Origin of the sequence: Vibrio ishigakensis, from assembly GCF_024347675.1 — a bacterium.
GTDB lineage: Bacteria > Pseudomonadota > Gammaproteobacteria > Enterobacterales > Vibrionaceae > Vibrio > Vibrio ishigakensis.
In genome coordinates this window covers 460,700-486,971 of record NZ_AP024881.1, presented here as the reverse complement: position 1 = coordinate 486,971, position 26,272 = coordinate 460,700, and the positions used below count along the sequence as shown (strand labels likewise).

The 26,272-nt window shown below is 47.7% G+C and carries 24 protein-coding genes; 11 read left to right on the top strand and 13 right to left on the bottom strand.

What is annotated here, in order from left to right; all coding sequences use genetic code 11:
- Nucleotides 1-60: 60 nt before the first annotated feature.
- The 3 genes from hpf (at nucleotide 61) to yjjX (ending at nucleotide 2,221) form a co-directional block, all read left to right on the top strand.
- On the top strand, nucleotides 61-399 hold the full coding sequence (gene hpf / locus Pcarn_RS02310) for a ribosome hibernation-promoting factor, HPF/YfiA family (protein WP_261834800.1): 339 nt from the start codon (nucleotides 61-63) through the stop codon (nucleotides 397-399).
- Between the two features lie 122 nt (nucleotides 400-521).
- Nucleotides 522-1,700, top strand: a complete 1,179-nt coding sequence (gene pheA, locus Pcarn_RS02305; RefSeq protein ID WP_261834799.1) for a prephenate dehydratase — start codon at nucleotides 522-524, stop codon at nucleotides 1,698-1,700.
- On the top strand, nucleotides 1,700-2,221 hold the full coding sequence (gene yjjX, locus Pcarn_RS02300) for an inosine/xanthosine triphosphatase (protein ID WP_261834798.1): 522 nt from the start codon (nucleotides 1,700-1,702) through the stop codon (nucleotides 2,219-2,221). Before pheA ends, yjjX begins: the two co-directional genes overlap by 1 nt.
- 40 nt (nucleotides 2,222-2,261) lie before the next feature.
- Here yjjX and trpR read toward each other — a convergent pair whose 3' ends face one another.
- Together trpR and Pcarn_RS02290 are read right to left on the bottom strand one after the other, a co-directional pair.
- Complete coding sequence (gene trpR / locus Pcarn_RS02295; RefSeq protein ID WP_261834797.1) at nucleotides 2,262-2,549, bottom strand: trp operon repressor; 288 nt, start codon at nucleotides 2,547-2,549, stop codon at nucleotides 2,262-2,264.
- 33 nt (nucleotides 2,550-2,582) lie between these two features.
- The gene (locus Pcarn_RS02290) at nucleotides 2,583-4,505 is read right to left on the bottom strand and encodes a transglycosylase SLT domain-containing protein (protein ID WP_261834796.1); all 1,923 of its coding nucleotides are present in this window, start codon (nucleotides 4,503-4,505) and stop codon (nucleotides 2,583-2,585) included.
- Between the two features lie 242 nt (nucleotides 4,506-4,747).
- Here Pcarn_RS02290 and ettA point away from each other — a divergent pair, with 242 nt between their 5' ends.
- A complete protein-coding gene (gene ettA, locus Pcarn_RS02285; RefSeq protein ID WP_261834795.1) occupies nucleotides 4,748-6,415 on the top strand; it encodes an energy-dependent translational throttle protein EttA in 1,668 nt (555 codons plus the stop codon).
- A gap of 69 nt (nucleotides 6,416-6,484) precedes the next feature.
- On the opposite strand, the gene tyrA is transcribed toward ettA, so the two are convergent.
- Together tyrA and Pcarn_RS02275 are read right to left on the bottom strand one after the other, a co-directional pair.
- Nucleotides 6,485-7,612: a bifunctional chorismate mutase/prephenate dehydrogenase gene (gene tyrA / locus Pcarn_RS02280; protein WP_261834794.1), complete on the bottom strand. Its 1,128-nt coding sequence runs from the start codon at nucleotides 7,610-7,612 to the stop codon at nucleotides 6,485-6,487.
- A gap of 16 nt (nucleotides 7,613-7,628) precedes the next feature.
- Complete coding sequence (locus tag Pcarn_RS02275; protein WP_261834793.1) at nucleotides 7,629-8,699, bottom strand: 3-deoxy-7-phosphoheptulonate synthase; 1,071 nt, start codon at nucleotides 8,697-8,699, stop codon at nucleotides 7,629-7,631.
- Nucleotides 8,700-8,926: 227 nt separating this feature from the next.
- Here Pcarn_RS02275 and Pcarn_RS02270 point away from each other — a divergent pair, with 227 nt between their 5' ends.
- Together Pcarn_RS02270 and btsR are read left to right on the top strand one after the other, a co-directional pair.
- Nucleotides 8,927-10,597 (top strand): sensor histidine kinase, encoded by a 1,671-nt coding sequence (locus Pcarn_RS02270; RefSeq protein ID WP_261834792.1) that lies wholly within the window; start codon nucleotides 8,927-8,929, stop codon nucleotides 10,595-10,597.
- Nucleotides 10,594-11,328 (top strand): two-component system response regulator BtsR, encoded by a 735-nt coding sequence (btsR, locus tag Pcarn_RS02265; RefSeq protein WP_261834791.1) that lies wholly within the window; start codon nucleotides 10,594-10,596, stop codon nucleotides 11,326-11,328. Before Pcarn_RS02270 ends, btsR begins: the two co-directional genes overlap by 4 nt.
- On the opposite strand, the gene nagZ is transcribed toward btsR, so the two are convergent.
- The gene (gene nagZ / locus Pcarn_RS02260; protein ID WP_261834790.1) at nucleotides 11,321-12,307 is read right to left on the bottom strand and encodes a beta-N-acetylhexosaminidase; all 987 of its coding nucleotides are present in this window, start codon (nucleotides 12,305-12,307) and stop codon (nucleotides 11,321-11,323) included. The two genes, btsR and nagZ, sit on opposite strands and share 8 nt — an antisense overlap.
- A gap of 9 nt (nucleotides 12,308-12,316) precedes the next feature.
- Nucleotides 12,317-13,165 (bottom strand): MurR/RpiR family transcriptional regulator, encoded by an 849-nt coding sequence (locus Pcarn_RS02255; protein WP_261834789.1) that lies wholly within the window; start codon nucleotides 13,163-13,165, stop codon nucleotides 12,317-12,319.
- A 234-nt stretch (nucleotides 13,166-13,399) separates the two neighbouring features.
- Between Pcarn_RS02255 and Pcarn_RS02250 the strand changes: the two genes are divergently transcribed.
- The 4 genes from Pcarn_RS02250 to murQ are packed head-to-tail and all read left to right on the top strand — an operon-like array spanning nucleotide 13,400 to nucleotide 17,912.
- A complete protein-coding gene (locus tag Pcarn_RS02250) occupies nucleotides 13,400-14,992 on the top strand; it encodes a sodium:solute symporter (protein WP_261834788.1) in 1,593 nt (530 codons plus the stop codon).
- 1 nt (nucleotide 14,993) lies between these two features.
- Nucleotides 14,994-15,881, top strand: coding sequence for a BadF/BadG/BcrA/BcrD ATPase family protein (locus Pcarn_RS02245; RefSeq protein WP_261834787.1), 888 nt, complete (start codon nucleotides 14,994-14,996; stop codon nucleotides 15,879-15,881).
- Nucleotides 15,874-16,986 carry an anhydro-N-acetylmuramic acid kinase gene (locus Pcarn_RS02240; RefSeq protein ID WP_261834786.1) on the top strand — a complete coding sequence of 371 codons (1,113 nt, stop codon included), beginning with the start codon at nucleotides 15,874-15,876 and terminating at the stop codon, nucleotides 16,984-16,986. The genes Pcarn_RS02245 and Pcarn_RS02240 overlap by 8 nt, the downstream gene beginning before the upstream one ends.
- An 8-nt stretch (nucleotides 16,987-16,994) precedes the next feature.
- Complete coding sequence (murQ, locus tag Pcarn_RS02235) at nucleotides 16,995-17,912, top strand: N-acetylmuramic acid 6-phosphate etherase (protein ID WP_261834785.1); 918 nt, start codon at nucleotides 16,995-16,997, stop codon at nucleotides 17,910-17,912.
- Between the two features lie 47 nt (nucleotides 17,913-17,959).
- Here the strand turns inward: murQ and Pcarn_RS02230 are convergent, their stop codons facing one another.
- Nucleotides 17,960-18,307, bottom strand: a complete 348-nt coding sequence (locus Pcarn_RS02230; RefSeq protein WP_261834784.1) for a DUF2799 domain-containing protein — start codon at nucleotides 18,305-18,307, stop codon at nucleotides 17,960-17,962.
- A gap of 215 nt (nucleotides 18,308-18,522) precedes the next feature.
- Between Pcarn_RS02230 and Pcarn_RS02225 the strand changes: the two genes are divergently transcribed.
- Nucleotides 18,523-20,010, top strand: coding sequence for a carbon starvation CstA family protein (locus Pcarn_RS02225; protein ID WP_261834783.1), 1,488 nt, complete (start codon nucleotides 18,523-18,525; stop codon nucleotides 20,008-20,010).
- Between the two features lie 100 nt (nucleotides 20,011-20,110).
- On the opposite strand, the gene ispH is transcribed toward Pcarn_RS02225, so the two are convergent.
- From ispH to tgt, 6 genes are all read right to left on the bottom strand, one after another.
- A complete protein-coding gene (gene ispH / locus Pcarn_RS02220; protein ID WP_261834782.1) occupies nucleotides 20,111-21,055 on the bottom strand; it encodes a 4-hydroxy-3-methylbut-2-enyl diphosphate reductase in 945 nt (314 codons plus the stop codon).
- Between the two features lie 76 nt (nucleotides 21,056-21,131).
- The gene (gene fkpB, locus Pcarn_RS02215; protein WP_261834781.1) at nucleotides 21,132-21,569 is read right to left on the bottom strand and encodes an FKBP-type peptidyl-prolyl cis-trans isomerase; all 438 of its coding nucleotides are present in this window, start codon (nucleotides 21,567-21,569) and stop codon (nucleotides 21,132-21,134) included.
- A gap of 78 nt (nucleotides 21,570-21,647) precedes the next feature.
- Nucleotides 21,648-22,595, bottom strand: a complete 948-nt coding sequence (secF, locus tag Pcarn_RS02210; protein ID WP_261834780.1) for a protein translocase subunit SecF — start codon at nucleotides 22,593-22,595, stop codon at nucleotides 21,648-21,650.
- Between the two features lie 14 nt (nucleotides 22,596-22,609).
- Nucleotides 22,610-24,463, bottom strand: a complete 1,854-nt coding sequence (gene secD / locus Pcarn_RS02205; RefSeq protein WP_261834779.1) for a protein translocase subunit SecD — start codon at nucleotides 24,461-24,463, stop codon at nucleotides 22,610-22,612.
- Between the two features lie 22 nt (nucleotides 24,464-24,485).
- Nucleotides 24,486-24,821 carry a preprotein translocase subunit YajC gene (yajC, locus tag Pcarn_RS02200; RefSeq protein ID WP_261834778.1) on the bottom strand — a complete coding sequence of 112 codons (336 nt, stop codon included), beginning with the start codon at nucleotides 24,819-24,821 and terminating at the stop codon, nucleotides 24,486-24,488.
- Between the two features lie 142 nt (nucleotides 24,822-24,963).
- Complete coding sequence (gene tgt / locus Pcarn_RS02195) at nucleotides 24,964-26,100, bottom strand: tRNA guanosine(34) transglycosylase Tgt (RefSeq protein ID WP_261834777.1); 1,137 nt, start codon at nucleotides 26,098-26,100, stop codon at nucleotides 24,964-24,966.
- Between the last annotated feature and the right edge of the window lie 172 nt (nucleotides 26,101-26,272).

Below are 26,272 nucleotides of genomic sequence, written 5' to 3'. Positions count from 1 at the left end.
TAAAGCCAGAAGTCGTATTCTGAATTTAACCCATAAGGGTTTTTACAGAGGAAAAAGCGTATGAAAATGAATATCACCGGTAAAAATATTGAAATCACCTCTGCTATCCGTGCACATATAGAAGCTAAATTTAAGAAGCTAGAAAAGTGGCAAGTAGACATCATTGGTTGCCAAGCAAGCTTCCAAGAAGAGCCAAACAAAAATAAAAAGTTTGAAGCTGTAATCACAGTACCTAAGGGGAAACTAGTAGCATCTGCAGTGCATGAAGATCTGTATGCGGCCGTTAACGAGGTCGAACAAAAACTGGAGCGCCAACTTAATAAGCTAAGACACAAGCCTGAAGCTCGTCGCGCGACCCATTCAGAAGTACCCGTTGCAGAAGAAGAAACACCGGTATAGTTCATCATTCATAAACTCAGTCCAAAGCAGCGCCTCAAGGCGCTGTTTTTGCTTGACCCTCATTCTTGCCTTGCTTATTGTGAGATCACATAAAAGAAGTCTCACTAAAGGAAAAAGTAGTAATGGCAGATACCCCCATCTCTCTGGATGAAATACGCATCAAACTCAATGAACTGGACGATCAACTTCTGAGTCTGTTGTCAGAGCGACGAGCTTTAAGCCTAGAGGTAGCCAAGAGCAAAGTAGAGACTTCTAAACCTGTACGTGATGCCCAGCGCGAACAACAGCTTCTGGTTAAGCTTATCGATAACGGTAAGCAAAAATACCAACTAGATGCTCAATACATCACTAAGGTATTCCACACTATTATCGAAGACTCTGTGCTTCTGCAGCAGTCTTATCTACAAAACCTTGTTAACCCAGCGCAGCAACGCAAACCGCTAGCTCGCGTTGCCTTCCTTGGCTCAAAAGGTTCATACTCACACCTTGCTAGCCGTGACTACTTTAGCCGCCGCAATACAGACCTTATCGAATTGAACTGTGAAGGCTTCAAAGAGGTGGTGAAGACTGTTGAGTCTGGTCACGCTGATTATGGTGTACTTCCAATCGAAAACACCAGCTCAGGCTCCATCAATGAGGTGTATGACCTGCTACAACACACCACGCTCTACATCGTAGGTGAGTTAGCACAGCCAATTGAGCATTGCCTACTAGCAACCTCAGATGTGCGCCTTGAAGAGATCACAACCCTCTACTCTCACCCGCAGCCTCATCAGCAGTGCAGTGATTTCCTAAGCCGTCTTGACGGCGTGAAGCTTGAAACCTGTGTTAGTACTGCTGATGCAATGCAAAAAGTGAAAGAGCTGAATCGCCCAGACGTGGCAGCTATCGGCAATGCTATCAGTGGCAAGCTATACGGCCTGCAGAGCATTAAACAGAACATAGCTAACCAAACTGAAAACCATACTCGCTTTATCGTAGTCGCGAGAAAGCCGGTAAGCGTATCGACTCAGATCCCAGCGAAAACCACACTGATTATGTCTACCTCGCAAGAGGCGGGTTCGCTAGTAGAAAGCCTACTGGTGCTGCAACGCTATGGCATCAACATAACTAAGCTAGAGTCACGTCCTATCATTGGCAACCCTTGGGAAGAGATGTTCTATGTAGACCTTGAAGCGCATCTGGATTCAGAGAACGCACAGCAAGCAATCAATGAACTGCAGAGCATCACCCGCTACTTGAAAGTTCTGGGTTGTTACCCAAGCGAAAACATCAAGCCAACTCAGGTACAGATGCCGTAATGACGATTCAAAAGGTTATTGTAGCCTCACTGAACCCCGCTAAGATCAATGCGGTTAAAAGTGCCTTTACTGAGGTATTTCCTGAGCAGGATTTCAGCTTCGATGGTGTGAGCGTTGCCAGCGAAGTACCAGATCAGCCAATGTCTAATGATGAGACAAAGCAAGGTGCCATAAACCGAGTACGTAATGCAAAATCTGAAGTCACAGACGCCGATTACTATGTGGGGTTAGAAGCCGGCATCGAGGGCAATGCGACCTTTGCCTGGATGGTGATTGAATCACAAAGCCTGCGCGGTGAATCACGCTCATCAAGTCTAATGCTTCCCCCTAAGGTACTAGCTCGAATCGAGCAGGGTGAGGAGCTTGGTGATGCTATGGATGCCGTCTATGGCACCACTAACATCAAACAGAAAGGCGGTGCTATCGGTATCCTAACCAACAACCGTTTGAGCCGCAGTAGCGTCTATCATCAGGCGCTCATTCTGGCCCTGATTCCGTTTGTGAATAGCGACAGTTTCTAGATCTCTAGATAAAGAAAAGGAGCTCAATTGAGCTCCTTTTTTATTGGCATTTCTTTAGCAATTCAGACAAGACTTTGAGTTCATCATCCGTGCGATTCTTCAGCTCATTATTACCTCGAGTCACGGTCGCTATCCCAACACCTAAGTCTTGGCTTATCTGTCTCTGTGAACATTGCTGATTGAGCAACATATCCAAGATCTTGGCTCGGGTAACCAGAGCCTCTCGCTCATCAGCGGTGAGCATAATGGAGAGCAGGGTCTGCTGACTTCCCTCATCTACCGCCTTTTCTATCATCTGTAGAACCTTAGTCCACTCTTCTTCTGACACGCTTAACTTCTTACTTGTTCTGCCTTAGATGTATTAATACTTCATTTCGGTTTCTAAGTCAGATAAAAACGTCCCTTTCTTATCGAGCAGATCACGATAATAGACCTCGAACATCAGCACATTCATGATGTAGCCACGCGTCTCTTTAAACGGAATCGCTTCAATATAAGAGTAGGCATCGACCTTACCACCGGTGCGTTCACGCCACAGTTTCACACGGTGTGGACCGGCATTGTAAGCACCAAAGGCAAATAGGCGATTGCCCTCGTAGGTCTCCATCAAGCTGGACAGATAGCGACTGCCAATCTCGATATTCTTACCCACGACAAACAGCTCTTCTGCACCTTGGTAATCGATATCGTACTTCTTGGCTGTGTAAGAGGCGGTCTTTGGCATGATCTGCATCAGACCACGTGCTCCCACAGGGGATTTCGCATCAGCGTCTAATGCACTCTCTTGACGAGCCAGCGCCATCAAGGTGATAGGGTCAATATCATACTTCTCGGCATAGAAGTTAAACCACCATTGGTGTGCTCTCGGGAAACGCAAGCTCAGGTGATCCCACATCCCCGCTTCAATGGTGGCTGTCACCGTCAGGTTATGCCAATTTCGTTTAGCCGCATATTGAGCCAAAGCGCGTTGCTGTTCATCGTCGGCTCTGGCTAATAACCAGCGCCATTCACGTTTTGCAGCCGTAATCTTGTCCACATCAATAAGCTCCTTGATGCGAGCAAGGCTGGACTCAAACTGAGTTATGGAAGCGCTCTTATCCGCCATTACTGTGGAGTTATAGCGTGCCGGTACCTTAAGATAATCCGCAGCTGCAAGGCTATAAAAATTTCGATAGCCCAAAATCGTCTTCATTCGCGCTTTGCCTTGCTCTACATCGCCTTGAGCTATCTCAGTACGCGCTAGCCAATATTGCCAGCGTTTTGAGTTCCTCGCCTTTTCAGGCATGCGCTCTATCCACAGCTCGAGACTAGCCCAATCTTGATGCTGAATGGCAAGACGAGCACGTCGCTCAAGCCAAGTCTGATTAGTGCTCTTCATCAAAGTAGCGTCACGCCACTTAGCCAACTCTTCATCGTCGGTATTGATCAGGCTGTAAGCGATATAGTCCGCGGTCTGTTGATACTCAGCCTCCGAATATCCCTGAGCCTTTGCTACACCGTCTAGCAGATCTATGGCAAGCTGCGGTTCACCCTCGGTATAGGTAAGCTGACGCAGTGCAGACATAGTGACCTTCTTGTTGTATTCGGTCTGGGGCTGCTCTTCCGCGTAAGCTTTCAAGTGTGAGCGCGACTTATACAACTTATAGATGGCCACTGCGTTCTTTGATGCTTTGTCAGACTCAGTGAGATCTTTTAGATAGTTAACCAAGCGGCCATTGCGAGTAGTAAATGCAAGCTGCATACGTTGCAGAATAAGCTCATCGTTACGCATGCCAGCTTCATCCCACACCTCAAACAGTGGGTCACACTCTTTAGCTATGCTCTTACCACTTAGCCACAGCTCAGAAGCGCCCTCAAAGGCCTCTTCTTTTTTACCCGCTTGATACTTAGCAAAGTAAAAGCTGCACTGATAACTCTGCATTCTTGGCTTAGTGGCCTGAAAACGATAGAAGCCATCCCAGTTTTCCGCTTCCACCAATGCATCTAGGTATTCACCACGCACCGATTGAGAAAAAGGATACTCATGTTGCTGTTTAATGTACTGCTCCACCTCTTGCGGCGTGCGCTTGTCGAGATCGAGCAGAAAGATTCGATAATCAAGATAAGGAGTGAGTGGATAATTATCCAATTGAGCTCGTAGCTTTTGATACTGGTCGAGTTTATTCTCGGTGATCAACTGCTGAGCCTGTTCATAGGTATCTCTTTCCTGTTCAAGCGTCAAAGCCGATACAGAAAGTGAAACCATACTTAGGCCGAAACCTAACCATTTCTTTATTGCTGCCATAACGCTCCCTGAAGCAAAGCAATATACACCTAAGCAACCCTGCCGACCTTTCGTTGAGGCGATCAGAACCACTTGCATCATTTAATAATACGCAACAAATCATGACATTTGTAAGAGGCGTGCAAAGATAAAGTTCAGGTTTGTTCCGTTGCATATTTCACGCCTTGTACCGTAACAAAATGGGCGTGAATGGTATAAAATAGACGTTTCATTCTTTCTACTATCTACAGGATCTAAAGGTAATGGCTGAATACGTCTATACCATGTCTCGGGTGAGCAAAATCGTGCCACCAAAACGTCAAATCCTAAAAGACATCTCTCTAAGCTTCTTCCCTGGCGCTAAGATCGGTGTTTTGGGCCTAAACGGTGCAGGTAAATCTACCCTTCTACGCATCATGGCAGGCATCGACACTGATATCGATGGTGAAGCGCGTCCACAAGCAGGCCTAAACGTAGGTTACCTACCTCAGGAACCTGTGTTAGACGAATCTAAGACCGTTCGTGAAATCGTTGAAGAAGCGGTTTCTGATGTTGCAGGTGCAATGAAGCGTCTTGATGAAGTTTATGCAGCATACGCAGAACCAGATGCAGACTTCGATGCCCTAGCAAAAGAGCAAGGCGAGCTTGAAGCACTTATCCAAGCGAAAGATGGTCATAACCTAGAAAATGCTCTAGAGCGTGCTGCCGATGCACTGCGTCTACCTGAGTGGGACCAGAAGATTGAACACCTTTCAGGTGGTGAGCGCCGCCGTGTTGCTATCTGCCGTCTATTACTAGAGAAGCCAGATATGCTTCTACTAGACGAACCAACCAACCACTTGGATGCAGAGTCAGTAGCTTGGCTAGAGCGTTTCCTAGTGGATTACAACGGCACCGTTGTTGCTATTACCCACGACCGTTATTTCCTTGATAACGCAGCGGGCTGGATCCTAGAGCTTGACCGTGGTGAAGGTATTCCATGGGAAGGTAACTATACTTCATGGCTTGAGCAGAAAGATGCGCGTCTACAACAAGAAGCGTCTCAAGAGAAGGCTCGCCAAAAGACTATCGAGAAAGAGCTTGAGTGGGTTCGTCAAAACCCTAAAGGCCGTCAATCTAAGTCTAAAGCACGTATGGCACGCTTCGAAGAACTGCAAAGTGGCGACCGCCAGAAGCGTAACGAGACCAACGAACTGTTCATCCCACCAGGTGAGCGTCTAGGTGACAAGGTTATCGAGGTAAACAACCTAACCAAGTCATTCGATGGCCGCGTTCTTATCGACGACCTATCTTTCAGCATGCCTAAGGGTGCTATCGTAGGTATCATCGGCGCCAACGGTGCAGGTAAATCTACCCTGTTCAAGATGCTAAGCGGTACTGAACAACCAGATTCAGGCTCTATCGAAATGGGTGAAACCGTTAAGCTAGCGTCTGTTGACCAGTTCCGTGACTCTATGGATGACACTAAGACTGTATTCCAAGAGATCTCTGAAGGCGCTGACATCATCAAGATCAACAACTTTGAAATCCCAGCGCGCGCTTACTGCTCTCGCTTCAACTTCAAAGGCTCTGATCAACAGAAGATCATCGGTGAGCTGTCCGGTGGTGAGCGTAACCGTGTTCACCTAGCTAAGCTACTTAAAGCGGGCGGCAACGTACTGCTACTCGATGAGCCAACCAACGACCTTGACGTTGAAACCCTGCGTGCTCTTGAAGAAGCGCTGCTTGAGTTCCCTGGCTGTGCCATGGTTATCTCGCACGACCGTTGGTTCCTAGACCGTATCGCGACTCACATCATCGACTACCGTGATGAAGGCCAGGTTAACTTCTACGAAGGTAACTACAACGAGTACATGGAATGGCTGAAGAAGACCCTAGGTCCTGAAGCGGCTGAACCACATCGTATTAAGTACAAGCGTGTGACTAAGTAATAACTTAGCTATCAGCTTCAAGCTTTCAGCTGTAAGAAAAAGGGCCGCATATTGCGGCCCTTCGTTTATCTAGTCTCTTTGTATCGAATCATTTGCTTGCTTGAGAAGATTCTGACTCTCAGTCATGAACTGCTTCGAGTAATCACCGAACCAATCTGACACACCATTGAACTGCTCAACGAAGTTGCTCTTATCCTTGTTATCTAGCAAAGAGAGAGCCTCACCGAAGCGTTGATGGAAGCGTTTGATCATCTCTATGTTCTGCTCAGAAGATAGAATGATGTCACCATATAGCTCTGGGTCCTGTGCAAACAGACGACCTACCATAGCCAGTTCCAGTCGGTAGATAGGGGAGCTTAGCTTTAGCAGTGTATCTATATCTGGATTCTCCTGGCTTAGGTGCAGACCATAAGCAAACGAGGTGAAGTGGCGCAGCGCCTGAATCAAGGTCATACCGTTGTCGTGGTGATCAGCATCCATCGGGCAAAGACTTGCGCCCCAGATACCAAACTGATCAAGAAGCCACTGATATTGCTCAGTACCGCGACCTTCACAGTGAACGATAACCTGCTTGGCAAGGCTTGGTACATCTGGACCGAACATAGGGTGCAGACCCACAACCGGACCTTGGTGCACCTTCATCATCGCCTCAAGTGGCTTTTGCTTAATAGAGGTAAGGTCACATAGGATGCAGTCTTGTGGAAGATTCGACAGCTTATCAATCACAGACTCTGTCAGATTGATTGGCACGCTCACTACCACCAACCCAGCGTTCGCAAAAATAGCCTCTGACTGCTCCCAATCTTGACGACCAACCACCTTCACATTGTAGCCAGATAGCTCGAACATCTTGCAGAACAGGCCACCGAGTTGACCACGGCCACCGATAACCACAACATCTTTTAGCTCAGGATTCAAACACTTAAAGCCTGAATCCTTCTCGCTGGCATAAGACTCACGCATGGTACGGCGCAGGATATCCTCGATAAGCTGTGGCGGGATGCCACGCTTCTCAGCTTCAGCGCGACGCGAGGCCAACATAGCCGCCTCACGATCAGGGGCATAGATAGGCAAACCGTGTTCGCTCTTCACTTCCCCTACTTGTTCTACCAAAGCCAAACGCTGTTCCAACAGATCAAGCATCTGCTTGTCCACTTGATCTATCTGGTCGCGTAAATGCAGAAGTTCCTTTGCCATACTCGTCTCTAAATGCCTACTTCAATCGATCTTGTAAAAATGGTACCAGTTCTTGGTGCGCTTTTGTTAGCAATTCCTCGGTGCTATCCCAGTTGATACATGCATCTGTGATAGAAACACCGTAAGCCATCTCATTCAAAGGAATATCAGAGCTTTGGTTGCCTTCGTTGATGTTACTCTCGATCATAAGACCGATGATAGACTTGTTGCCCTCACGGATCTGTTGGATAGCATCTGCTGCCACTAGAGGCTGACGACGGTAATCTTTGCGAGAGTTAGCATGGCTGCAGTCAATCATAAGAGCCGCATCTAGACCTGCTTTACCTAGTTCTTCTTCACACTCACGTACAGATACTGAATCGTAGTTAGTCTGCTTACCACCACGCAGAATCACGTGGCCGTCTGGGTTACCTTTAGTGGTTAGAAGTGCTACCTGACCTTCACGGTTGATACCGATAAAGCGGTGGCTAGAGGATGCTGCTTGCATCGCATTGATAGCAGTAGAAAGGCTACCGTCAGTACCATTCTTGAAGCCAACCGGCATAGAAAGGCCACTTGCCATCTCACGGTGAGTTTGCGACTCAGTAGTACGCGCACCGATTGCTGACCAGCTGAAGGTGTCCGCTAGGTATTGTGGGCTGATTGGATCTAGAGCCTCAGTTGCTAGAGGAATACCCATGTCAGCAAGCTCAACCAGAAGCTCACGAGCTTTGTGCAGGCCGTGCTCGATATCGAAGCTACCATCTAGATGTGGGTCATTGATAAGGCCTTTCCAACCTACAGTTGTACGAGGCTTCTCAAAGTAAACACGCATTACAATATAAAGCTGATCGCTTACCTTCTCAGAAAGCTGTTTTAGACGCTTAGCGTACTCTTTGGCTGCATCTACATCATGAATAGAACAAGGACCACATACTACCAGTAGGCGATGGTCTTTTTTCTTGATGATGTCGGCAATGGTTTGACGAGAGGTCTGGATAAACTGACGAGCCGACTCACTCAAAGGTAACTTCTTCTTAAGCTCCTCTGGAGTGATAAGGATCTGTTCGTCGCTGATATGAATGTTGCTAAGCTCGCTACGTTGCATAAGTCCACCGTAAATAAATTTGTACGCTAAAATTCCAATTCGATAAGCACACAATACCTGACTTAGGTTTCAGATCAAGCACTTTGTACACTTTAAATTACATTTAATGTATACATACATTTACACTTTGGATTTTATATCCTTAAACCATTGAGATAGAAAACCTTTTTATCCATTCATGGGTTGGGGTGTAAACTTAGCTCAACAAGCTAAGAACTGAATTGCCCATGGAACTGATACTCTCCCTTCTACAGCAAATGTGTGTCTACTTAATGGTGGCCTACACCTTGAGCAAAACACCGCTGGTCATCCCTATGCTGAACATGTCCAAACGACGCAGCCATATGTTCATCTGCTATGTGATGTTTTCTCTGTTCTGTATCTTGGGTACCTACTTTGGACTTCAGATAGACGACGCTATCGCTAACACGCGTGCAATCGGCGCCGTTCTGGGTGGTATTTTTGGTGGTCCAATTGTGGGGTTTGCCGTGGGCCTAACCGGTGGCCTGCACAGATACAGCATGGGTGGATTCACCGATCTTGCTTGCGCTATTTCAACCACAGTAGAAGGACTTATCGGTGGCTTAGTTCATCTATATATGATCAAAAACAACCGCCGCGAACAACTATTCAGCCCCATGCTTATCTTCTTCGTTACCTTGTTCGCTGAGATAATTCAGATGGCAATTATCTTGATCGTGGCTAAGCCATTTAGCCAAGCGCTGGCTCTGGTAGAGGCGATAGCACCACCTATGATCTTGGCAAATGCATTGGGAGCAGCCTTCTTTATCAGCATACTGCAGGACAGAAAAGCCATCTTGGAAGAGTACTCTACCGCTTACTCTCGCCGTGCGCTGAAGATTGCGGAGCGCTCCGTGGGTATTCTTACTGAGGGTCTAAACCCTAGTAGCGCGCAGAAGATTGCCACCATTATTCAACAAGAAACTAATGTGGGCGCGGTGGCGATCACCGACAAAGAAAAGATTTTGGCTTTCGAAGGAGTCGGTTCGGATCATCATAAGCCAAATACTCCTATATCCTCCGAATACACCCATACCTCTATCAATGAAAAACGCATCATCTATCTCGATGGTAAAGAGCACCCTTATCAATGCTCCATCGATGACAACTGTAAGCTAGGTTCGGCCCTAGTGATTCCACTTCACTCAGATGATGATGTGATTGGAACCATCAAGCTTTACGAACCACGCCGTAAGCTATTCTCCGAGATCAATATGGCAATGGCTGAAGGCATAGCGCAGCTTCTTTCTAGCCAAATCCTAAATGGCGACTATCAACAGAAAAAGATGTTGCTCTCTCAAGCAGAGATAAAGCTACTGCACGCACAGGTCAACCCGCACTTTCTGTTTAATGCCTTAAACACAATCAGTGCGGTTATACGTCGCGATCCCGACAAAGCACGTGGATTAATCCAGCACCTTTCACAATTCTTTAGAGGTAATCTGAAGAGAAACACCGAATTTGTTACGCTTGAGCAAGAAATCAGGCACGTAGAATCCTACCTCACCATTGAGAAGGCACGCTTTGCCGACCGCTTAGATGTCGAGATCGACATCGACCAACATCTTCTAACGACTCAGATCCCAAGCTTTACCCTGCAACCTCTGGTAGAGAATGCGGTCAAGCATGGTGTGTCCAATCTACTGGACAAGGGGATAGTTAGAATATACGGAAAAGCCACCGAGCAGGGATATCAGGTCACGGTAGAGGACAATGCCGGAAGCTATCAACCTGAACAAAAAGACAAAACTGGCCTAGGAATGCAGATCGTAGCAAAACGCCTCACCAACTACTTCGGTGACTTGGCTGAGCTTAAAGTCACCTGTAAGCCAGATGAATACACACGCATGAGTTTTATAATTCCAACAAGTCCATGAACATAGACAAACTGAAAGCCATAGTTATCGACGACGAACCCTTTGCCCGAGAAGAGCTGGTTGAGCTTCTCGAACAGACAGGGTGCATAGAAGTGCTGGATCAAGCAGGGAATGCCATTCATGGCCTGCAGAAGATCAATGCGCTCAAACCCGATGTGGTTTTTCTCGATATCGAAATGCCTCAAGTCACCGGCATTGAGCTTTTGAGTATGTTGGATCCCGACACCATGCCAGCTGTGGTGTTCGTGACCGCTTATGATCAATATGCGCTACAAGCATTCGAAGACAACGCCTTTGATTATCTGCTAAAGCCAGTGGAACCTACTCGTCTGGATAAAACCGTCTGTCGTTTAGTAAAAGCGTTTAAAAAACAGGAAGTAAATCAGGATTTTTCCGCCATCACGCGTGAGCTAGAGCATGTACCTTGTATCGGTCATAACCGCATCATGCTAGTGCCGATCGCCGATATCGAGGTGGCCTTTAGCGATCTCAGTGGAGTATCCATCCAAACCTCAGAGCGCACCGCCACCAGCCAGTTAACTCTTAAGGTTATTGAGGAGAAAACGCACCTGATACGTTGTCATAGGCAATACTTGGTAAACCCTAAGGCCATCCGTGAGATCAAATTGCTAGAGCAAGGGCTAGCAGAGATAGTAACCCAAAGCGGTCACAATGCGCCGGTGAGCCGGCGCTACCTAAAGGTGCTTAAAGAGAAGCTGGGATTTAGTTAAGCTCCATTCGCGCTAAGGCATCGGTTGCCTGTTTCCACTCAGAGGAAGAGCGTAGCTCATCTAGGCTGAAGCTCTTTTTCTTGGCGAGCAACTTGGCATTGAATACCTGGGTCACCTCTAGATTATCTAGAATCTCTACCGCTCCCTTTCGGTTGTTGCACATCAATACCATATCACAGCCGGCGTTCAGCGATTGCTGCGCACGCTCTGCCGCCCCGCCCATAAAGCTGGCTCCTTCCATATTCAGGTCATCAGAAAATACCAATCCTTGGAAGTTAAGCTGATCGCGAAGCACCTTCTTCAGCCAATACTCCGAACCACTGGCTGGCTGTGAATCATAATGGGGATAGATAATATGCGCTGGCATCATGGCATCCAGCAGACCAGCGTCTATCTGAGCCTTAAAGATAGCCATGTCTCGTTCGAAGATATCTTGACGCTCATCCACTGGCGTCTCTTTGTGTGAGTCAGCCACTATGCCACCATGACCAGGGAAGTGTTTACCCGTGGTCGCCATACCCGCTTGCTTCATACCGTTAATGTAAGCACTGCTGTGTTTGATAACGGTATCCAAATCCTCGCCAAATGCGCGAGAGCCGATAGCAAGGCTTTGATGGCCAGCATCTAGGACAGGAGCAAAGCTAAGGTCGATATCATGGGCGATGATCTCGGTTGCCATTACCCAACCTGCATGCTCAGCTAGCTGCGCGCCATTTTTTTGTGAAGCAAAGCTCTGCGCCGGCGGAATTATGGTAAAGCCCTCCTTAAAGCGCTGAACTCGACCACCTTCTTGGTCTACACCGATCAAGATAGGTCGCTTGGCTGCCTTTCGAATAGATTCGGTTAGCGCTTGAAGCTGACGATTGTCATGATAGTTTCGAGCAAACAGTATTACCCCGCCTACCGATGGATGCTGCAAGATTTCTTTCTCTTCTGCATCTATCTCATAGCCTTCTACATCCAGCCACAAAGGTCCCATAATTCATCCTTATTGTTTTAATGCCGCAACTGCGGATTTGCTTTGTTCAATTAGTTGGTCTGCGCTCTCTTCGAGTTGCGTGAGCGCAATAAACAGCAGGTCAGTTATCAAGAGTTGGCTATCTCGAGCGGTAATGGATGAGCTACGTATATGCTCTTCATCAGCCGCTGTGGTGAGCTTGATATCCGAATACTTGTCGAGAGGCGTTGGGGCCAACTTAGAAATGGTTACCACCTTAGCATGGCGACTCTTAGCCGCGTCAGCGATGCGTAATATCTCTTGGCTTCTTCCAGAATAAGAAAGAGCTACCAGCACATCATTCTCACCAAGCACAGCCGCATTCGCTATTTGGATATGAGCATCATGCTCACAATGAACTGCATGCCCTATCTTCATCAACTTGTAGCTAAGGTCTTTAGCCACCAAGGATGATGCACCAACACCAGCTATTTGGATCTTGTCTGCTAGATGCAACAGGTTTGTCGCTTCCTGAAGCTTATCATCGTCATTGAGCACTATAGTGCGCTCAAGGGAATCTTGTTTGCTGGCCAACAGCTTTGCCATGACCACGGAAGTATCGTCACTGCGAGATATCGAGCCATGAATTGCCTTTCGCGAGCTAGGCTGATAACTAAGCTCTCCTTCATACAGCTTCAGCTTTAATTCAGAAAAGCCAGAAAAGCCCACCTTCTGACTAAATTTAACCACTGCCGACTGACTCACTCCAATCGCCTTAGCCAGTTTTGGTGACGAAAGAGACTTCACCTGCTCAGGGTATTCCAAAAGGAATCGAGCGATCAGACTGTCGGATGGTGAAAGCTGAGGTAACAGCGCCTTGATTCTCTCTATCCCTTTCATTTATCAACCCTTTTTCTCATTCAGCCCAGTTTACCCAAGCTCTTCTCGAGCGAGAATAGTTATTCCTGTATATATCCATACTAGGAATAGATTACCTTGCTTAATGAGATCGGCTTCAAAGAATGGTGGCGGTTACTATTCCATCAAGGAATAGAATTTTGAATCAATTATTCCTAGGTACATACTGCTAAAAAAACAACATACCCTACACACGATTCATGCTATGGAGCTGCTATGAATTCACTCTTTACCACTCTCGATTGGGCAGTATTTGCAGTCTACTTTGCTGTTATTGCCTACACGGGCTGGCACTTTAGCCGTGTCAAAATTACCTCAACTAAGGATTACTTTCTCGGTGGCAACGCTATGCCAATGTGGGTAGTTGCCGTATCAGTGCTAGCAACCTCGCAATCAGCTGCAACCTTTCTCGGTGGCCCTGAATCTAGCTACAGAGGCAACCTCACCTACCTTGCTACCAATATCGGTGCCATCTTAGGCGCTCTGTTTGTGGCCTGGGTGCTTATCCCTCGCTTTTATCAGAACAAGGTCTCTACCGTATATGAGCTGCTAAAGGTACGCTTTGGTGAGAAGACCAAACAAAGAGCGGGTTTTATGTACCTAGTGGGTCGCGTATTTGCTTCAGGCTCTCGCTTGTATATGGCCGCCATCGCAGTCTCTATGATTCTATTTACCAACATAGAGCCATCTAGCGTTATCTCTTCTGTGGTTATCCTGGTTGTAGTGGGACTGGCTTATACCTACATGGGCGGCATTCGCTCAGTCATCTGGAGTGATCTTATTCAGCTTGTGGTCTACGTGGGAGCTGCGGTTGCGGTAATCATCTATCTACTTGGCCAAATCCCAGCGGATATGGGACAGATAGTGCATGCACTGCAAAATCCGGGTAACGAGCAGGTTTCTAAACTGACCCTATTCGATTTCAGCCTAGACTTTTCTCCTGCGGGTACCTTCAGCTTCTGGGCATGCATTACCGGCTTTGTACTGCTGAACATAGGCGCCTTCGGTCTGGATCAAGACATGACACAGCGTGTGTTGACCTGTAAAGACGCCAAGCAAGGCTCCCGCGCAATGATCAACTCCATTATCTTCTCTATCCCTGTGGTGCTTATCTTTATGACCATAGGCCTGCTGCTGTATATCTTTTATCAGCGTCCAGAATTGATGGGAGTAAAAGGGCAAGAGGTAGTGCAGAGCTTTAACGGCGAGAATGTCACCATCTTCATGTACTACGTATTAAACGAAATGCCAGCAGGTCTGCGTGGCCTGGTTACTGTGGGCGTGGTTGCCGCTGCGCTATCTACTCTAAACTCAGGCCTAAACTCCATGTCTTCAGTAGCGATTCAAGACATCTATAAACCATGGAAAGAAGCGCGCCATGGCGAACAAGAAGACTTCCACTACGTGAAAGCTGGTCGCTTTGGTATGGCGGGGGCTGCGATAGCACTAGGTAGCATGGGTATTCTCTGCTTCTACTGGCAGCAATATACAGATATGCCATTACTATCTTTTGCACTGAGCGTGATGGTGTTTGCTTATACTGGTCTGCTTGGCGTGTACTTCACGGCTATCTTCACCGACCGTGGCAGTGAGTCGTCGGTACTAATGGCACTTATCGCGGGCTTCCTCACTACGCTGCTTCTTCAGGCTTACGTTTGGGATGTGGTAATGGGGGTTATCAACCCTGAATGGGTTGGGGTTCGCCTAGCCTTCCCATACCAACTTTGTATCGGTACCTTTGTCTCTCTTGGCGTATGCTTAATGGGTAAGAAACAAACCCAAGAGCAGAGCAAACTGCAAGAAGCCTAATATGATAACCCACCTTCTTGCCATCGACGGGGGCGGCACTAAAACCGCCCTACGTCTAACATCAAAAGAAGCCCATACGGCGGGCCCGTTTATCACCTTAACGTTTGGCCCGTCGTCCCTTACTCAGCAAGGTTTAGATGGAATTGAGACCATCAAGCAAGCAATCTTAGATGTCCTGAATAGCTATGGGCTAAAATCCGAGCAGGTCGCTATTACTGTAGGCGTTGCTGGTGCGGGGAATCCACTGATGAGACAGGAGCTAGAAAGTGCACTAGCCGTATTTCCTTATGCCACAGTGACCACAGATGCCCATATCTCGCTCATTGGGGCAAATCTAGGAAAACCAGTAAATGCCATTGCTATAGGTACAGGTTCCGTTGCAACTAGGTTAGAGGAAAGCGGACACACTCAAGTATTCGGTGGTTGGGGCTTTCCCATTGGCGATGAAGGCGGAGGTGCATGGCTTGGCCAACAAGCAACTCGAGCACTAATAGACTCTATGGATACTGGCATTTGGACACCCATAGGCCAAAAACTCCGTAAGCTGATCGGCGGTGAACGCAGCGCTGTTTTACAATGGCTAAAAACGGCGACTGCTACTGACTTTGCGAGCTTTGCGAGCTTTGCACCCCTGGTCATAGAAAGTGCACAACAGCAATGCTCGGCAAGCCAAGCGATTCTTCTTGAGGCAAAGCAAGAGGTTGATAAGCTAGTTACTAAATGCTGTGCAGACAATGAGTTACCTATCGTGTTCCTTGGTAGCTTGGGACAATATTACCAAACACACCTTGCTTCAGAATGGCAGCAGAGAAGAATTGAACCTAGAGGAGATGCCCTAGACGGCGGGATCCTTCTCGCATTGCAACAGGTAGAAAAAATCTATGAATAAAGAGCTTTATATCGGCGTAATGTCCGGCACTAGCCTCGATGGTGTGGATACCGCTTTGGTGGAGATTGAAGATGGTAAGATTCATCTACTTGAGTCTCATGACCACCCTATTCCAGCGTCACTTAAACAGCGGTTACTGGATATCTGTATCGGTCAGGCAACCAACCTTGTGGAAATTGGTGAGATAGACCACCTGCTCGGAAAGCTTTACGCCGAAGCGGTTAATGCTCTACTAGAAAAGGCTAACTGCACAAAGGAAAGCATTGCGGCTATCGGTAACCATGGCCAGACCGTGTTCCATAAGCCAAGCGGTAACGCGCCATTTACCATGCAGTTGGGTGATGCCAATATCATTGCTACCCTAACAGGCATAGATACCATAGCCGATTTTAGACGTAAGGATATGGCACTCGGGGGGCAAGGTGCACCACTCGTACCTGCGTTTCATCAGTCTATCTTTGAATCAAAACAGTCGAGTGTGGTGGTGCTGAATATTGGTGGTATCTCTAACATCTCGGTATTGCGCCCCAACCAAAAGGTCATCGGCTATGATACTGGTCCAGGCAATATGCTGATGGATGCTTGGTGTCTGCGTCACACTGACCAAGCTTTTGATAAGGATGCTATTTTTGCCATGCAAGGCGAGGTTAACGGACCTCTTCTCGATGAGTTAATGCAAGAGCCATATCTCACCTTGCAAGCACCAAAGAGCACAGGCCGCGAACTGTTTAACCTGCCTTGGCTCGATGCCATTTTGGCCAAGCATGATGCCCCAGAGCAAGACGTGCAACACACCCTTTGCGAATATACAGCGCTGACCATAGCCAATGAAGTCAACAGGTATCAAGTGGGCAGTCAACCTGAGCTACTTGTCTGTGGTGGCGGCGCTTATAACCCCCTCTTGATGCAGCGCCTTTGCCAGTTACTGCCTGATTGGGCGGTAATGCCAACCGATGAGAAAGGCGTCGACAGTAACAATATGGAAGCGATGGCCTTTGCTTGGCTCGCCTATCGCCGCATTCACAACCTGCCAAGCAACCTGCCAGAAGTCACCGGAGCGAGCAAACCCGCGTCGCTCGGTGTGATGTACTTTGCTGAGAAATAAGGACAATTATGAGTAACGATGCGCTTATCACTGCGCTTTCCCACTTGGTTTCAGAGGGGCGTAACCCAGACACTATGGATATCGATCTCCTTCCATCATTAGAGATCGTTAAGCGAATCAATCAACAGGATAAACTCGTTCCGCTAGCGGTAGAGAAGGTACTGCCCGAAATCGCACAAGCGGTCGATAAGATCACCGAGGCCTTCAAGGTCGGTGGTCGACTGGTATATATGGGCGCTGGCACCAGTGGTCGCCTAGGTATCCTAGACGCATCAGAGTGCCCTCCAACCTTCGGTGTATCTAGCGAGATGGTGGTTGGTCTAATAGCAGGTGGCCCTGAAGCTATCCTCAAGGCTAAAGAAGGCGCTGAAGATTCCCCAGAACTTGGTATTGCAGACCTTAAGGCTATCAACTTCTGCGATAAGGACGTCTTGGTAGGTATCGCTGCCAGCGGTCGCACCCCTTATGTCATAGGCGGTCTTGAATATGCCAATCAGATAGGGGCGACTAGCGTGTCTCTATCTTGTAATCCTGACTCTGCCATCGCTGAGGTGGCAAAGATAGCCATCAGCCCAGTGGTAGGCCCTGAAGCACTCACCGGCTCTACTCGCTTGAAGTCAGGTACCGCGCAGAAACTAGTGCTGAACATGCTAACCACCGCCAGCATGATTCGCCTCGGTAAGAGCTATCAAAATCTGATGGTAGATGTTAAAGCCACCAACGAGAAACTGGTGGCACGCGCCGCTCGCATCGTAATGCAGGCGACCGAGTGCGATAAAGAGCTAGCAACCTCTACCCTTGAACAAACGGACTATGATGTGAAATTAGCTATTTTAGTCATACTCACGGGTATGGACGTAGATATGGCAAGAGCTCAGCTAAAGAAGAAACAAGGCTTTCTTCGCCTCGCTGTCGAAGACGCATAAAACCTAAAATATAAACAGCAAAAGGGAGAGCTTAGCTCTCCCTTCTTTTATTCGCGTTCGTTCCAGCCACGTTGCCATTCCATACGAAACTTCTGGGCATCTTCTCGCCCTTCACAGGCACCCTCGTAATATTGGCCAGATAATCCCATCTGATAAGCAAAGTTTGGATTGCAATATTCAGCTACGCCTCGGGTGTAGCCTTGCTCATAGGCCCCCACATTGGCTTCACCCAAATCATTAAGCTTTGAGTAGCTTCTCGGCATGCTACCTTTAACGCCATCTTGATAGCCGATGCTTTCCCAGTCACCCCTTTGTGCAAGCTCTGTATCTGTGCTTGCACATGCCATCAACAAACCGCTCAAAGCCATTACCAACCCTAGTTTTAACTGCCTCATACACACTCCTTCGCTACAAACTTTGACTAGCTTAACACATTTAAAACCATCCGATATGACCACTCAGGACTAGAAAAAACCACTCAGGTTCGATTTCGACCACTTAACTTCCTATTCGACCACTTACTCAGGTTGAGAGGGTATTCCTTGTACAGGTTTCGTACTATTTACTCGATAAATTTCCTAACCAAATCCAAATATAAGAGATCAGAGCTATGATGTGGTTTTTAACTTGTGTAGCAGCCCTAGTTGCCGGCTACTTCATCTATGGCGCAGTGGTAGAAAAGATTTTCGGTATTAACGAAAACCGTCAAACTCCAGCGCACACTAAAGCGGACGGCGTGGACTATGTTCCAATGTCGACCAAAAAAGTTTACCTAGTTCAACTGCTGAACATCGCAGGTGTAGGTCCAATCTTCGGTCCTATCATGGGTGCACTATACGGCCCAGCAGCTATGCTGTGGATCGTACTAGGTTGTATCTTCGCAGGTGCGGTGCACGATTACTTCTCTGGTATGCTTTCAGTGCGTAACGGCGGTGCTTCGGTACCTACACTAACAGGTCGCTACCTGGGCAATGGCGCTAAACACTTTATGAACATCTTTGCCATTGTTCTTCTGCTTCTTGTAGGTGTGGTATTCGTTTCTGCTCCAGCAGGTATGATCACTAACCTAATCAACGACCAGACTGATTTCACTGTAACCATGACGGCTATGGTTGGCATCATCTTTACCTACTACATCATCGCGACTATCGTGCCAGTAGATAAGATCATCGGCCGCTTCTACCCACTATTTGGCGCACTACTGATCTTCATGTCTGTAGGCCTTATCTCAGCGGTAGCATTCTCTGATTCTCACACAGTTATGGGCAACTTCGAAGTGAGCGACATGTTCACTAACATGAACCCTAACGACCTGCCTCTATGGCCTGCCCTATTCATCACTATCGCATGTGGTGCTATCTCTGGCTTCCACGCAACTCAGTCTCCACTAATGGCGCGTTGCATGGAAAACGAGAAAAACGGTCGCTTCGTATTCTACGGCGCAATGATCGGTGAAGGTATCATCGCTCTAATCTGGTGTGCTCTAGCGTTGTCTTTCTTCGGCTCAGTTGAAGCACTAGCAGACGTAGTAGCTAACGGTGGTCCAGGTAAGGTTGTATATGACTCATCATTCGGTCTACTGGGTGTAGCTGGCGGTATCATCGCGTTCCTAGGTGTAGTTATCCTACCTATCACTTCTGGTGACACTGCGTTCCGTTCAAGCCGTCTAATCCTGGCTGAGTACTTCAACCTAGAACAGAAATCTATGCGTAACCGCCTGATGATGGCTCTACCACTGTTCGTTATCGGTGGCATCCTGACTCAAGTAGACTTCGGTGTAATCTGGCGCTACTTCGGCTTCGCTAACCAAACAACTGCTGTAATGATGCTGTGGACTGCATCGGCTTACCTACTACGCCACAACAAGTTCCACTGGATTACTACAGTACCAGCAATGTTCATGACTACAGTATGTATTACCTTCATCCTGAACAACGCAACTCTTGGCTTCGGTCTAAGCATGCCTGTATCTACCATCTCTGGTGTGATTGCGATGCTTCTAATCACTGCAACTGTTATCAAGAAGTCAGCAGGTAAAGGCGAGTCAGAACTGCCAGGTGACGAGCAAGACTCTAAGCCAGCAACTGAAACCGCTTAATCAATAGCTCTTAACTAAAAAGGCTTCCCCCGGGAAGCCTTTTTTATATCTGCGAGTTACGAGTATAAAAAAACCAGAGCTAAGCTCTGGTTTCTTGAATCTAAACTTCTTTGATTTGAAGCTCTTTTGGCACCTCGAAGAACATGTTCTCCTCGCGTCCAAGTACCTCTTCAACCACTGAACCCTCAGAAAAGCTCTTCACTTTATCTAATATGTTGTTTACTAGCTCTTCAGGAGCAGAAGCACCAGCGGTAACACCAACTTTCTTCTTGCCTACTAGCCATTCACCATCGACGGCCTCTGGGCAGTCAGTGAGATACGCAGGAGTACCCAGCTTCTCAGCAAGTTCCTTCAAACGAGTCGAGTTTGAAGAGTTCTTAGAGCCCACTACTATCATCACATCTACTTGGCTTGCCAAAGTACGCACTGCATCTTGACGGTTCTGAGTGGCATAACAGATATCGTCTTTACGTGGCCCTTGGATCTCAGGGAACACCTCACGCAGTTTCTCGATAACATCTGCGGTTTCATCAACCGACAAGGTGGTTTGGCTTACATAGTGAAGATTAGAAGGGTCGTTTACCTCTAGGGTTTCCACATCAGATGGATTTTCCACCAGATACATACCGCCAGTCTCACTAGCGTATTGACCCATGGTGCCTTCCACCTCTGGGTGACCAGCATGACCGATAAGCACGACCTCGATGTTCTTACGGCTGGCACGAGCTACTTCCATATGCACCTTGGTCACTAGAGGACAGGTTGCATCGAAAACAGTCAGGTCACGTTGCTTGGCCTCGGCTCGTACCGCCTGAGATACACCATGGGCAGAGAAGATAACGATGTTGTCATCTGGCACTTCAGACAACTCTTCAACGAACACAGCGCCACGACGCTTAAGTCCTTCAACCACAAAACGGTTGTGCACCACTTCATGTCGAACATAGATAGGTGGCTGATACATCTCTAATGCGCGCTCTACAATGCTGATCGCACGATCAACGCCAGCGCAAAAGCCACGTGGGTTGGCTAGAAGGATTTCCATGGTTATCTCATTATTTACCTGGGTATAAACTGGGCACATTTTAGCGGTAACTGAGTGTTTAACTCAAGTATTCGCTTTAGGCTGTCTCAACCTCTAGGATCTCAACGTCAAATACAACGTCTCGGCCCGCCAAAGGGTGGTTAAAATCAACCGTTACAGAGTCGCCAGCAATCTCTGTGATGATACCGGGGATCTCCATGCCATCTGGGCCACTAAACGCCATGATGGTGCCGACCTCAACCTCAGCATCACCCACAAACTTACTGCGGTCCATATGATGGATGTTATCTGGATTCGGCATACCAAACGCATCCGCTGCTGCTAGAGGAATTGAGCGCGACTGGCCCTTCTCCATACCAATCAGGTGACCTTCAAAGTTTTCACTCAGGCTACCATCACCAATCACCAGTTTGGCTGGTTTGCCCATCTGTTGGGTGCTATCGGCTACTGAGCCGTCTTCTAGTTTGATTGCGAAGTGCAGAGTCACCGCGCTGTTTTTGGCAATTACAGACACAACTTATTCCTTTAAAACAAAAAAGCGGCCGACACCTCGTCGACCGCTTTTCAAGATTACTAGATTCAATGAAACCGATTAAGGCATTTCATCGAATTCTGCGCCTTCCTTCTCAACTTGAGGTGGCATTAGGTGTTCACGAGAAACGCCCAGTTTAAGTGCCAGGTTCGACGCTACGTAGATAGACGAGTACGTACCTACAGTGATACCCAGTAGAAGTGCAGTTGCAAAGCCGTGGATGTTAGCACCACCCTTAGTGAACAGCGCGATAACCACGAACAAGGTAGTACCGGAAGTGATCAAGGTACGGCTCAAAGTCTGAGTGATCGCGCCATTGATAATCTCAACCGAATCGCCTTTACGCATCTTACGGAAGTTCTCACGGATGCGGTCAAATACCACTATGGTATCGTTGAGCGAGTAACCTACTACGGTCAGCAATGCCGCTACGATAGTCAGGTCAACCTCGATCTGCATTATCGAGAAGATACCAAGCGTGATGATTACGTCGTGCGCAAGTGCTAGTACCGCACCTGCCGCTAGACGCCATTCAAATCGCATCGATACGTAGATCAAGATACAGATAAGAGAAACTAGGATAGCTAGACCACCCGCTTCTGCTAGCTCGTCACCCACGTTCGGACCAACGAACTCCACACGACGCATCTCAACATCTTCACCAGTGCCTTGCTCTAAAGCTGCGATGATCTGAGTACCCAGTTGTTCACCTTGTAGGTCATCACGAGGACGCAGACGCACCATTACATCGCGTGCAGAACCGAAGTTCTGAACCGTTGCATCGCCAAAGCCACGCTCATCCAGAGCCGCACGGATCTCTTCAAGGTTTGCTGGGTGTTCGAACCCAACCTCAATCAGAGTACCGCCGGTGAAATCTAGACCCCAGTTCAACCAGTTAGTTGAAAGGGTGTAGATGGACGCAGTAATCATTAATACAGACAACACGACTGCGCCTTTCGACCAGCGCATAAAGTCGATCATCTTGTCAGCTTTCAATATTTGAAACATGCTAATACCTTCAATTAGATCGACAGTTTGTTGATACGTTTGCCGCCATACAGCAGGTTAACCACACAACGAGTACCGATAATTGCAGTAAACATTGAGGTCAAAATACCGATAGACAGAGTAACCGCGAAGCCTTTAATCGCACCTGTACCTACAGCAAATAGGATGATTGCTGTCAGTAGGGTTGTGATGTTGGCATCGGCAATGGTGCTGAATGCGTTGGCATAGCCTTGGTGAATCGCTTGCTGAGGGTTGCGCCCTTCTCGAAGTTCTTCACGTATCCGCTCAAATATAAGAACGTTGGCGTCCACCGCCATACCTACGGTCAGTACGATACCGGCAATACCCGGTAGGGTCATAGTTGCCCCTGGAATCATAGACATTACGCCGATGATAAGCACAAGGTTTGCAATCAGAGCCATGTTGGCGATAAAGCCAAACTTACGGTAGTAGATAAGGGTGAATAGCATTACCGCTACCATGCCCCAGATACACGCCTGAATACCCTTGTCGATGTTCTGCTGACCCATAGATGGACCAATAGTACGCTCTTCAACGATAGAGATAGGAGCAATCAAAGCACCCGCACGCAGTAGAAGTGCTAGGTTGTGCGCTTCTGCTGCAGAGTCGATACCTGTGATACGGAAGCTACGACCAAGAGCCGACTGGATAGTCGCTTGGTTGATAACCTCTTCGTGTTTATCAAGGATTACTTTGCCTTCTGGAGTGCGCTTGCCGCTGTCTTTGTATTCAGCAAACACGGTCGCCATTAGCTTACCGATGTTTTGACGAGAGAAGGCACCCATCTTGCTACCACCTTCGCTATCTAGCGAGATGTTAACCTGAGGACGACCATATTCGTCAGCACTTGAGCTTGCATCCGTGATGCTTGAACCGCCAAGGATTACGCGCTTCTTAAGCACTACAGGGCGACCGTCGCGGTCAAACTTCACTTCGCTTCCAGCAGGAACACGGCCACTTGCCGCAGCTGAAAGGTCAGCTTGCATATCCACTTCACGGAATTCTAGGGTTGCCGTAGCACCTAGGATCTCTTTCGCACGTGCAGTGTCTTGTACACCAGGAAGCTCAACTACGATGCGGCTTGCGCCTTGACGCTGTACCAACGGTTCAGCAACACCCAGTTCGTTTACACGGTTACGAAGGATAGTGATGTTCTGCTCTACCGCGTAGTTGCGGATTTCAGTAAGACGCGCTTCGTTGAAGGTCGCAGTTAGAGTGAAACGACCATTTGAGTCAGAATCAACAAACACCATATCAGGGTGCTTAGACTTCAGCGTCTGCTCCGCTTGAGCTAGCTGCTCAGCGTCGCGAAGAATAACTTCTACAGAATCGCTACCAGCACGGATAGCACGATAACGAATACGCTCTTCACGTAGCTCACTACGGAAGGCTTCTTCTTGCTGGCCGATAAGTTTCTGCATTGCTGCGTCCATATCCACTTCCATCAAGAAGTGCACACCACCACGTAGGTCAAGGCCAAGCTTCATAGGCGCAGCGCCGATGCTTTCAAGCCAAGTTGGAGTAGATGGCGCTAGGTTAAGCGCAACAATAAGGTCTGAATCTAGCGCTTCGCTGATAACGTCACGCGCACTGATCTGGGTGTCGGTATCGTTGAATCGCACCAGGATGGAGCCATTCTCTAGAGCGATAGATTTATGTGATAGGTTCTCTTTTTCAAGAGCTTGGGTGACAGTATCCATGGTTGCCATATCAACGGAGGCACCGCGTGCCCCCGTGACTTGTATGGCTGGATCTTCACCGTACAGGTTTGGAAGTGCATACAGCATCGCCACTAGTAGGGCGAATAGCACCATAAGGTACTTCCATAACGGATAACGGTTTAACACAGCGAGGATCCTTAAGCTGTTTTTATAGAGATTTCAGCGTACCCTTTGGTAGCACTGCAGTAACGAATTCTTTCTTGATTACAACTTCGTTATTTTGGTTTAGCTCGATCGCAACAAAATCGTTCTCTTCAGAGATGTTAGTGATCTTACCCACTAGGCCACCGCTAGTTAGGATTTCGTCACCCTTAGACATAGAAGCGATAAGGTTCTTATGCTCTTTAACGCGCTTAGATTGTGGACGGTAAATCATGAAGTAGAAAATTACCGCGAACATACCTAGCATGATTAGCATTTCAAAACCGCCACCTTGTGGTGCGCCTTCAGCTGCAGCATGAGCTTGAGAAATGAATAAACTCATTACAAAAAATCCCCTTTCAAAAGAATCAAAAAATAAAGTTATAGTAATACATGAGGCTTTTCCCTTGGTTTTTCAAGGGGAAAAGCCAAATACTAATAGGGCAAATGCAACAATTTGTTGAAGCATTTGCCCTATGAAATGATTATTGTGCGTCACCCTTCATTAGAGGCGGCACTTCACGATTTCGGCGTGCATAGAACTCTTCTACAAACGTATCGAAGCGGTCCTCGTCGATCGCCTTACGAATACTCTCCATCAAACGCTGATAGTAGCGCAGGTTGTGGATAGTATTCAGACGAGCACCCAAGATCTCGTTGCAGCGATCAAGGTGGTGCAGATACGATTTAGAATAGTTGCGGCAAGTGTAACAGTCGCACTCTGGATCTAGTGGAGAAGTATCGGTTTTATGTTTCGCGTTTCGGATCTTGATCACACCTCCGGTCACAAATAGGTGGCCGTTACGTGCATTTCGAGTTGGCATAACGCAGTCGAACATATCAATACCGCGACGAACACCTTCAACCAAGTCTTCAGGTTTACCTACGCCCATTAGGTAACGAGGCTTATCGATTGGCAGTTGAGGACAGGTGTGCTCAAGTACGCGGTGCATGTCTTCTTTAGGCTCACCTACTGCAAGACCACCTACTGCATAACCGTCAAAACCGATGTCGGTTAAGCCCTTTACAGAGACATCACGCAGGTCTTCGTAAACACCACCTTGAACGATACCGAATAGTGCATTCGGGTTCTCTAGTTTGTTAAAGTGGTCACGAGAGCGCTGAGCCCAACGTAGAGACATTTCCATAGATTTCTTAGCTTCGTCGTGTGTCGCAGGATATGGCGTACACTCATCGAAGATCATTACCACGTCTGAACCCAAGTCGTATTGGATTTCCATAGACTTTTCAGCATCCATGAAGATTTTGTCGCCGTTTACAGGGTTACGGAAGTGAACACCCTCTTCAGTGATCTTACGGATATCACCAAGGCTGAATACCTGGAAGCCGCCTGAATCAGTCAGGATAGGACCCTGCCAGTTCATGAAGTCATGTAGATCGCCGTGCATCTTCATTACTTCTTGGCCTGGACGTAGCCATAGGTGAAAAGTGTTACCTAGTAGGATTTCAGCACCGGTACCTTTCACCTCTTCAGGGGTCATACCCTTAACTGTGCCATAAGTACCTACTGGCATAAATGCTGGGGTTTCAACCGAACCACGGTCGAACTGTAATTGACCGCGACGCGCGACGCCGTCGGTTTTCTTGAGTTCAAATTTCACGAAGTACTCCAATATGCCAGAGAAACAATCTGACGGTTAGTTTAGGACATATCCAGAGTGGATAAAGTTCCTAATTAAGAGTGTCCCATTACGGGCACGAAAAATTGGTGAGAGTATACCGCCCTCACCCTGACTAGCCGAATGTTAATCCGACCAGACTTTGCATTCTAAA